The 6,173-nt window shown below is 50.9% G+C and carries 8 protein-coding genes; all 8 read right to left on the minus strand.

The features are described from left to right. Positions 1-6: 6 nt before the first annotated feature. On the minus strand, positions 7-879 hold the full coding sequence (locus tag ACXJJX_RS07395; protein WP_456433711.1) for a nucleotidyltransferase family protein: 873 nt from the start codon (positions 877-879) through the stop codon (positions 7-9). A gap of 12 nt (positions 880-891) precedes the next feature. Beyond that, the gene (gene tatA / locus ACXJJX_RS07400) at positions 892-1,071 is read right to left on the minus strand and encodes a twin-arginine translocase TatA/TatE family subunit (protein ID WP_456433695.1); all 180 of its coding nucleotides are present in this window, start codon (positions 1,069-1,071) and stop codon (positions 892-894) included. Between the two features lie 41 nt (positions 1,072-1,112). After that, entirely contained in the window at positions 1,113-1,871 is a 759-nt protein-coding gene (gene tatC / locus ACXJJX_RS07405) for a twin-arginine translocase subunit TatC (RefSeq protein WP_456433697.1), read from the minus strand. Next, positions 1,864-2,817, minus strand: a complete 954-nt coding sequence (locus ACXJJX_RS07410) for a D-alanyl-D-alanine carboxypeptidase family protein (protein ID WP_456433699.1) — start codon at positions 2,815-2,817, stop codon at positions 1,864-1,866. Before ACXJJX_RS07410 ends, tatC begins: the two co-directional genes overlap by 8 nt. Positions 2,818-3,220: 403 nt before the next feature. After that, positions 3,221-3,898 carry a protein phosphatase CheZ gene (locus tag ACXJJX_RS07415; protein ID WP_456433701.1) on the minus strand — a complete coding sequence of 226 codons (678 nt, stop codon included), beginning with the start codon at positions 3,896-3,898 and terminating at the stop codon, positions 3,221-3,223. Positions 3,899-3,968: 70 nt separating this feature from the next. Further along, complete coding sequence (locus ACXJJX_RS07420) at positions 3,969-4,220, minus strand: hypothetical protein (RefSeq protein ID WP_456433703.1); 252 nt, start codon at positions 4,218-4,220, stop codon at positions 3,969-3,971. Between the two features lie 14 nt (positions 4,221-4,234). Further along, positions 4,235-5,419 (minus strand): M24 family metallopeptidase, encoded by a 1,185-nt coding sequence (locus ACXJJX_RS07425; protein ID WP_456433705.1) that lies wholly within the window; start codon positions 5,417-5,419, stop codon positions 4,235-4,237. Then, positions 5,416-6,173, minus strand: a 758-nt coding sequence (locus tag ACXJJX_RS07430) for a lytic murein transglycosylase (protein WP_456433707.1), incomplete at its 5' end; no start/stop codon positions are given. The genes ACXJJX_RS07430 and ACXJJX_RS07425, both read right to left, overlap by 4 nt.

The following is a 6,173-nucleotide window of genomic DNA, read 5'->3' on the forward strand; positions in this document are numbered from 1 at the left end:
AGGATTTTAGGGCATAAAGAGGATTGATGGCGGCAGGATGACATCTTCTAGCCGTGCTCCTTTTGGAATTTCAGCCCCTGGCCAGATCACACTCCGACGGACAAAAGCTCCAGGACCAATCTTTACCCCTTTATCGATAAAGGCCCATTGGGAGATCTGGAGATCTTCTGCCGGGCTTCTGATCAAGGCCGGCCCATGAAGATTATCAAACCCCGGGATGGCTACCTTTCCTAAAAGGAGATCTTCATGGAGCCGAAGATAACTTTCCTTGGTTCCGAAATCGCAGAAGTAAGCCTTGGTAGGATAGGCCTCGATGAGGCCCTCTGGGGCCAATCTCTGGTAGATCTCAATCAAGTCCGAAGGACCTTCAGGGAGATGGTCCAATAATTCTGGAGAGACGACCTGGATGCCGCAGTAGGTGTGTGTGCCCCTGACCCTTAAGGCCACCACTTTAGTACCTTTTACCAAAAGGTTATCGGTTCCCCCCTTGGCTTTGGCAGCCATGGTTACCAGGGCCGATGAGGCCAGATGCCTTTGGTAGAGGTCAAGGTAGTCAAGATTAGTAACGATATCACCATTGATGATCAGGGTTGGTTCTCGGATCAAAAAGGATGCCGCTCCTTTTAAGGCCCCGCCGGTAAAAAGAATCTCTGGTTCGTAGAAGAAGACAATCTCCAGGCCTGGAGGAGCCTCTTTTACGGCGGAGATGATTCTCTCTGGCAGATGGTGAAGGTTTATGGCTACCCGACAGACTCCCAGCTCCGCTAGCCTCCTTAAGGTAAGAAGGAGTGCTGGCTGGCCGACAATGGGAAAGAGTACTTTAGGTAGATAACGGGTATAGGGCCTGAGCCGGCGGCCAAAGCCGGCGGCCAATATCATGGCCTGCACGGCCTACTTTCCGGCCCTGGTCTCCTCAGACGAGGATTCTATCTCTACTTCCCGAAGTCCCTCTTTAAAGGAACGGATTCCTTTGCCAAGCCCTTTGCCAATTTCCGGAAGCTTGTTGGCCCCAAAGAGGAAGAAGGCAATGATCATAATGATCAAAAGTTCTTGGGTGCCCAAACCAAACATAAAGGCCTCCTTTATTGATGATCTTTAATACTTATCAGAGGTTAGCCCTCCTGAGAAGTGGGAGAAGACTTTTGACCAAAGATTCTGACCAGAATAATGCTTAATTCATAGAGAAAATAAAGGGGACCGGCCAGGAGAAGTTGGTTGACGGCATCAGGGGTGGGAGTGAGGATGGCCGACACTACAAAGGCCAGGACGATGGCATAACGGCGAAAACGTCGGAGATGGGAAGTAGTGATCAGACCGGCATGGCCTAGAATGGTCAGAATTACGGGTAGTTCAAAAGCCAAGCCGAAGGCAAAAAGAAGCCTTAGGGCCAAGGAGACATATTCTTGCATACTAGGCATGAGCCTTAACCACTTTGAGGCAAACTGGGCCAGGAATCCGGCAGCTGCCGGCAAAAAGACGAAATAGCCGAAGCAGGCCCCTAGGAGAAAGGCAAAGGAGGCAAATATAGTTACCGGTAGGGCTAGGCGTCTTTCGTGAGGATAAAGTCCCGGGGCCACAAAGGCCCAGGCCTGGTAGAGAATTACCGGGCTGGCCAGAAAGGCCCCGCTGACAAAGGCCACCTTCAGATAGGTGAAGAAGGCCTCGGGGTAAGAGGTAAAGATGATATGTCCTTCTGGGGGAAGGATGGCGTAGAGAGGGGCGGCCAGAAGGTCGAATATCTCTCTGATGAAGGCATAGGAGATGATAAATCCTACCCCGGTTGCGGCCAGAGAGATAAGGATTCGAGTGCGTAGTTCGGCCAGATGGGCGGTAAGAGGAAGGTCTTTATCTTCAAATTCTGGTCTATCCACCTTGGGCTGGACCTTTTTGCCGTTTTTTCTGGGCTACATAAGTCTTGGGAGGGACCTTTCTCAGGAGCCGTCCCAAGTCCCTCCATAGGGCTCGACTTCCCAAGAAGGCCACAATCACCCTCCGACCGTTTCGCTCAAACATTCCCACGTAGGTCCTGCCGGCCACGGCCGTATAGCCGGTCTTTCCTCCGAGACATCCTCTAAAGAGCCAAAGGGCCTGATTATGGCTGTGAAGAAGATGGACTTTTTTGACTCCCCTTAAGGTGGCCCGGCGCTTGGTAAGGATTGAGGCCAAGTGAGGATTGGTCATAGCCTCCCGGAAGATAATAGCCAGATCATAGGCAGTAGTCTGCTGGCCAGGGGCGGTAAGGCCGGTGGCTGTCTTGCAGATAGTGTCTTTGGCCCCGATGGCCCGGGCATAGGCGGTCATCATTTGGGCAAAGGCCTTCTCGCTGCCGGCGATGGCCTCAGCCAGGGCTACACTGGCATCATTGGCGCTTTTAAGCAGGCAGGCATAGATGAGATCTCGAGCCTGATAAAAATGGCCGGCTCGCAGATAGACCTTTGATTTGGGCATCTTGGCAGCATTTCTGGAGACATAGACGAAATCGTCATCGTTTAAGTACTCCAAGGCCAAAAGGGCCGTGAGGACCTTTATGGTAGAGGCCGGTTGCCCCGGGCGGCGGGCCGCCTTCTGGTAGTAGATCTTCCCCGTATCAGCATCCATAACAATGGCTGAGCGGGCCGTTATATAGGGACGCCAACGCCGGGATTTCTTTCGGTACTTACGGACCTTTTTAGAGGTCTTGTGGGCCTTCTGGTAAGATGGCTCGGCCTTCTTGGAAAGGGCTTCGGTTTCAAGGCCAAGAGAGAAGAGGAAGAAAATGGTCAGAAAGAAAAGGAGTTTTATAAGTCTCAAGGCCTTGTTTTGTCTTAACCAGAGCAAAGTCTCCCTCCCTGAAGACAAATTGCACCTGAAAAAGGCTTTTAAAAGAGTCTCACCTAGATGGCAAGGGAATTTTCCCCTCATCGGGGGTCAAATTCTCCACTCAGAAGGCCAGGATGGTCAAAAAAATGGCCTCTTCAACCCGGATCTTTCCCCAAAGGCCCCACTAAAGCTTTCTCTCTATATAAACGGGAGTTTATTAAATTTTTCACAAGTTGGCTTAATACTTGCATTAACATCAAATTAGATATACTATCATTTTGGTAGGAAATCGCCGGAGGAGGTTAATTATGAATTGTCTCAAGAAGCCTTATCGACCTACCCAGCCGGCTATATGCAATAATTGTCGTCGGCGTTGTGAGCGAGCCGGTAAGTATCGAGGGGGTAAAAGACAGCGCCAGAGCTAAAGGCCCAGCTCTTCAAGTAGGGAGTCAACATCCTGTTGGGAGACTTTACCATCGGGGCCCTTGAGAAGATCCATGGCCTGTTGGGCCTTTTGTTCCAGCTCTGGGGTTACCCCCTCTTGTTTCTCTTTAATCTTTACGCCGGTCTCTACCAGGAGCTCAAGGAGTTTGGCCTCTACCGTCTGGATGGCATTGACAACTTTTTTCACTCTCTGCCCGGTAATGTCCTGGAAGGCGCAGGCGGTGATTATCTCTAGGGTATCATTGTAAAGGTTTTCGATTATTTCTTTCAGTTTGGCCGCTTCTGGTTGACTATCCAGATGGGAGAGAATCTCCTTGGCCTGGGAAAGTAGTTCTTGGTCCCTTTCGGCAACGTCCATTATCTTGACGGTCGCGGTCTCCGTGGCTTTGACTATTTCTTCCAGCTGATCTGAGGCCTCACCGAACATAGTATTGGCGGTATCGGCAGAGTCCCTCAACTGGCTAATGGCCTTTTTGAATTCGTTAATGCTTCGATAGACGTCATCGATGCGTTTTTTCATCTCAAAGACAAGATCTTTATAAAATTCTCCTTCTACCACCTTCTGAAGGTAGGCCTGCATTTTTTCCTCAAAGATCCGGTCAAGGCTCTTAGAGATGGCCTCTTCGACAACCTTACTGATCTCCTCCCGACTCATAGACAAAACCTCCTCCTTTGACTCCTTAGGGAGTTTTTCGGGTAGAGGATGATTTTTCTTAAGGAGTTTTCTAGGTATCTTTTTTGCGGACGAGATGGATGGTTCGATCTTCAAGCCACCGCCGTCTTTCTCTTAGAAATCCCAGACCAATGGCCAAGGCGGCTCCAAGGCCAAGGCCGGTCAGCCCGGCGACAATCCAGAGCCACGGTGATGGATGAAGGCCCTTGAGGGGTTCGACTTCTCGGTGGCAATAAGGGCAGATTACGGCCTCAGGATGGATCTTTTCTCGACAAAAAGGACAAGGCCTTCGGCTACTAAACATAGATTACCCCCACCTTAAGAAATTATCTGAAGATCCCGAGGGCTGATGGTTAGCCTTTGAGGGCCAGTTTCGGTGATTAAAAAGGTGTCCTCAAGGCCGATCAATCCCACCCCTGGCAGGTGGATCTTGGGCTCCAAGGCTATAACCATACTAGGCTTAAGGACAAAACGGCTCCCCCGGGCAATAAAGGGAAATTCATCAATCTCAAGGCCAATGCCGTGGCCGACAAAGGTTACTTTAGCTGAGCCAAGCCCCATGAATCCTGCCCCTACCCCTAGCTTCTCGGCCTTATTTAGGGCCAGATTATAGATCTCCTCACAGGATTCTCCGGGATAGAGCCTCTCTTCCAAAGAAGCCATAATCTCCTCGACAGCCCTATAGGCCTTAAGGGCCTTTTGGCTAAGGTAACCCAGGGCAAAAAGCCTAGTCTGATCCACCATGTAACCTTCGACACAGCCGGCCAGATCAATACTTAGCGGCTCTCCCTTGCGTAAGGGACGCCAGCCCGCCCCATGAGGCAAGGCGTAGCTTGGGCCATATCCTCCCGAGGGCATATTTACGTAAGCTGGCCAGACCCCGGAGTCTCCGAAAAGGATATGGCCGAAGTGGATCTCCTGGTTCCAGCCATGCATCCGAAGATAACCGGGATGACCTTGGCGTCGGAGGCGACATTCGAGCTCGGCGGCCAGATCAAGCTCGGTCATTCCTTCGCGGAGTAGCTGAGGGACTTCAGCTATGGTTCCAGCTAATTGTTCTCCAGCCTTCTTAAGGCGCTCAATCTCCCAGGGGCTTTTGCAGGCCCTGAGGATCCGAATCTCCTGGCTGATGTCCTTGATCTGGGCCTGAGGAAAGAGACCTTGGTAGAGGAGGATTTGGGAGTGAGGTAGACTGAATTCTAGCCCCAGATGGCGTGGTTGGGGAAAACCAGCCGCCTTCAAAAGACGGGGAAGGTCTCTAAAACTCCTGATGACTTCAATCCTAAGAGGGCTTTCTTTCTGGGCCCTCTCGGCAACCCGCCAGACAAGATAAAGGGGATCCTGATCCGGGGAGACTATCAGATGGCCGTCCTGAATAGAACCACTAAAATAGAGAAGATTTACGGGGGTTCGGACAATGGCTAGTTCCAAATCCGATTTGACCAGGATACCTTTCAGACCTTCCAGACGCCGGGAGAGCTCCTCTAGGCCGATGGTAGTCATCCTCTGTCCTTAAGTTTTCGGGCTACCTTGAGAACTGTTTCGGCATAAGGGCGAGACCAATTGTATCTCATGATAGCCTGGATCTTGCGGCTCTCCGGTAGATCTTCTCGATAGCCATTTTGACGAAGATAGTTAGCCATTGAGGCCAAGGCATCTTCAGGGTCAAAAAGGTCTATCCGTCCATCTCCGTTGCCATCGACACCATAGTGAATAGCACTCGAGGGCATAAATTGGGGAAGCCCGAAGGCCCCAAAAATGGAGCCTTTTATATTTAGGGGATCGATCTGATTCTCTCGGGCAAAACGAATTAAGGCACAGAGCTCCTTAAAGGCCCAGCGGCTCTTCTTAAGCATTCGTTTCTTAAGTCTGGCTTCGTCCTCAGGGCTTAAGTCTTGGGGGAGAAATTTCCTGACCCGACTCCAGTCTTTAGAGACGGCCAGACTGGCCAGGATGTTAAATATCCGGTGTTTTCCGATGATCCGGCCACAGTCAGTCTCTATAAGAGCGATAGCAGTCATTACCTCGGCAGAGACATGGTAGTCCCGGGAGATCCGGGCCAGGATTGGACGATAGCGTTCAAGAAAATCCTGGGCCCTTTTGATCCTCTCTGCCCTTAAGAATTGGGCATAATTTAATTTATATTCATCATGGGTGAGCTTGCGGGGCATCACTTTGGGTTCAAAGCGGATCTCTGTCCGCTTGAAGAGCCCCTCTATATAAGAAGCCTCAAAGCAGGCAGCGATCAGCTCTTTCT

It is taken from the genome of Thermosulfuriphilus sp. (assembly GCF_054026695.1).

Coding starts and splice junctions, on each gene's coding strand:
- ACXJJX_RS07425 (WP_456433705.1), bottom strand. CDS start 5,419: ATGACTACCATCGGCCTAGAGGAGCTCTCCCGGCGTCTGGAAGGTCTG.
- ACXJJX_RS07415 (WP_456433701.1), bottom strand. CDS start 3,898: ATGAGTCGGGAGGAGATCAGTAAGGTTGTCGAAGAGGCCATCTCTAAG.
- tatA (WP_456433695.1), bottom strand. CDS start 1,071: ATGTTTGGTTTGGGCACCCAAGAACTTTTGATCATTATGATCATTGCC.
- ACXJJX_RS07395 (WP_456433711.1), bottom strand. CDS start 879: ATGATATTGGCCGCCGGCTTTGGCCGCCGGCTCAGGCCCTATACCCGT.
- ACXJJX_RS07420 (WP_456433703.1), bottom strand. CDS start 4,220: ATGTTTAGTAGCCGAAGGCCTTGTCCTTTTTGTCGAGAAAAGATCCAT.